This window comes from Promicromonospora kroppenstedtii DSM 19349, from assembly GCF_000515355.1.
GTDB classification, from domain to species: domain Bacteria; phylum Actinomycetota; class Actinomycetes; order Actinomycetales; family Cellulomonadaceae; genus Promicromonospora; species Promicromonospora kroppenstedtii.
In genome coordinates, this window is sequence record NZ_KI911686.1 from 186,259 (window position 1) to 188,898 (window position 2,640).

Here is a 2,640-nt window from a genome sequence, read left to right on the forward strand (position 1 = left end):
GCGCGGCTCGCCCTGGCCCGCGCGATCTACGGCGAGCCGCCGCTGCTCCTGATCGCGGACCTCGACCGCGACCTGGACGAGGAGGGCCGCGGCCGGCTCGCGGGAATCCTCGCGGCGTACCCGGGGGTGGTGCTGCTCGCGGGGCCCGACGAGCTCGCGGAGGCGCTGGGCGCGCGGGAGTTCCGGCTGACTGCTGAGGCGGTCCCGGTCGCCCCTGACGGCCGGGCGACTGACGACGACGGCGAGTAGCGAGCGAGGGCTACCGGAGCGGGTGGCTCGGCCGGTGGACCACCCGACCTGCGGGGAACGCCACGTCAGTAGTAGTAGGGGAACCCCGACCAGTCCGGGTCGCGGCGCTCCAGGAACGCCTCCTTGCCCTCGACCGCCTCGTCCGTCATATACGCCAGCCGCGTCGCCTCACCGGCGAACACCTGCTGGCCGGCGATGCCGTCGTCGGCGGCGTTGAACGCGAACTTGAGCATCCGGATGGCCTGCGGCGACTTGCCGGCGATGATCCGCGCGTACTCCAGCGCCAGCCCCTCCAGGCCGTCGTGCTCGGCCACCTCGTTGACGGAGCCCCAGCGCTCGGCGTCGTCGGCGGAGTACTCGCGCGCGAGGAAGAAGACCTCGCGGGCGCGCTTCTGGCCGAGCTGGCGGGCGAAGTAGGCGGAGCCGTAGCCGGCGTCGAACGAGCCGACGTCGGCGTCGGTCTGCTTGAACTTGCCGTGCTCGCGGCAGGCGACGGTGAGGTCGGCGACCACGTGCAGGGAGTGCCCGCCGCCCGCGGCCCAGCCGTCCACGACCGCGACGACCACCTTGGGCATGGTGCGCATGAGGCGCTGCACCTCGAGGATGTGCAGGCGGCCCGCCTTGGCCGGGTCGATCGAGTCGGCGTTCTCCCCCTCGGCGTAGCGGTAACCGTCGCGGCCGCGGATGCGCTGGTCGCCGCCGCTGCAGAACGCCCAGCCGCCGTCCTTGGGGGAGGGGCCGTTACCGGTCAGCAGCACCGTGCCGACGTCGGACGTCATGCGGGCGTGGTCCATGACCCGGTACAGCTCGTCCACCGTGTGCGGGCGGAACGCGTTCCGCACCTCCGGGCGGTCGAACGCGACGCGCACCACGGGCAGGTCGCGCGGTTCGGGGCCGCTGCGGTCGACGCCACGGTGGTAGGTGAGGTCAGTCAGGTCCTCGAACCCGGCGACCGCGCGCCAGCGCTGCGGGTCGAACGTCTCGGAGACCTGACGGGGGAGTTCGGTGCTCGTGCTCACGCGGTCCAGCCTAGTTCGGCGGAACGGCGCCGGGCGCTCAGTGGTCGTCGCAGCCAGGTGTCTCGTGCGCGGCGCGACGTCGGCGTCGCTGCCGTTACCGCTTGCCGACTTCCCGAGGTTCTGTTCGAGCCACGATGTTGCGACGTTTCAACCCCCTGCCTACGGGCAGAGGCTCGCGGTCTGAACAGAACCCCAGGAGCGAAGAGCGAAGCATGCCGCTCGTGGTAACGGGCGGCTCTAGGGTGATCGCGAAGAGAGGAGCCTCACATGCTCGTTCGTCATCGCGGTCTCGAACCGTCGGTCGACCCGTCCGCGTACGTCGCCCCGTCGGCGACCGTCGTGGGCGACGTCCGCATCGCCGCCGGGGCCAGGATCCTGCACGGCGCGGTCCTCACCGCCGAGGACGGCGCCGTCGTCATCGGCGAGGACACGGTGGTGATGGAGAACGCCCTGGTCCGGGGCCGTGCGGACCACCCCGTGCGGATCGGGTCCGCGGTGCTGGTGGGCCCGCACGCGCACATCAACGGGAGCACCGTCGAGGACGAGGTCTTCGTCGCGACGGGTGCCTCCCTGTTCCCCGGCAGCGTCATCGGTGCCGGCGCGGAGGTGCGCATCAACGGGGTGGTGCAGGTCAACACGAGGATCGCCCCGGGGCAGGTCGTCCCGATCGGCTGGGTGGCCGTGGGCGACCCGGCGACGGTCCTGTCCCCGGACCGCCACGAGGAGATCTGGGCGATCCAGCGCGAGCTCGACTTCCCGGGCACGGTCTACGGGGTGGGCCGGGACGTGACGATGCGCGAGCTCATGCGCCGCCAGTCGGACTTCTACGGCGCGCACCGCGACGACGAGCCCGTGCGAACGTCGGACTGACTCGCGTTCACCAGGTCGGATCCGACCGTCGGGAGCACCGGGACGGCTCTCCGGGGCCCGCTGACGTCAGCTCAGGAGACCGGCCCCGGCCGTGGGGCGGGCGGGTCGATAGCCTGGACCCGTGCTGCTGATCGGTGAACCTCTTGTCTGGTCCACGCCCCTGCGGACCCGCTTTCGCGGGATCGACGTGCGCGACGGCGTCCTGCTCCGCGGCCCCGCCGGCTGGGGTGAGCTGTCCCCGTTCTGGGACTACGACGACGAGGAGTCGGCCACCTGGCTGCGTGCCGCGCACGAGGCAGCCTTCACCGGCTGGCCCGAGGCCGTCCGCGACAGCGTCCCCGTGAACGTGACCGTCCCCGCCGTCGGACCCGAGCGGGCGCGCGAGATCGTGCTGGCCTCCGGCGGCTGCCGCACCGCCAAGGTCAAGGTCGCCCAGCGCGGCCCCGACGGCACCCTCGAACCCGTGGCCGCCGAGGCGGAGCGCGTCGCCGCCGTCCGCGAC

Annotated in this window: 2 protein-coding genes and 2 pseudogenes; 3 read left to right on the forward strand and 1 reads right to left on the reverse strand. The window is 72.7% G+C overall.

The features are described 5' to 3' along the window. Nucleotides 1–249 (forward strand): annotated as a pseudogene (locus PROKR_RS15490) (ABC transporter ATP-binding protein); the annotation flags it as partial. A 65-nt stretch (nt 250–314) separates the two neighbouring features. Here the strand turns inward: PROKR_RS15490 and PROKR_RS15495 are convergent. Next, nucleotides 315–1,268 carry a 1,4-dihydroxy-2-naphthoyl-CoA synthase gene (locus PROKR_RS15495; RefSeq protein ID WP_036964518.1) on the reverse strand — a complete coding sequence of 318 codons (954 nt, stop codon included), beginning with the start codon at nt 1,266–1,268 and terminating at the stop codon, nt 315–317. Nucleotides 1,269–1,535: 267 nt separating this feature from the next. Here PROKR_RS15495 and PROKR_RS15500 point away from each other — a divergent pair, with 267 nt between their 5' ends. Continuing rightward, on the forward strand, nt 1,536–2,138 hold the full coding sequence (locus tag PROKR_RS15500; protein WP_036964519.1) for a gamma carbonic anhydrase family protein: 603 nt from the start codon (nt 1,536–1,538) through the stop codon (nt 2,136–2,138). A gap of 121 nt (nt 2,139–2,259) precedes the next feature. Continuing rightward, nucleotides 2,260–2,640 (forward strand): annotated as a pseudogene (locus PROKR_RS35100) (o-succinylbenzoate synthase); the annotation flags it as partial.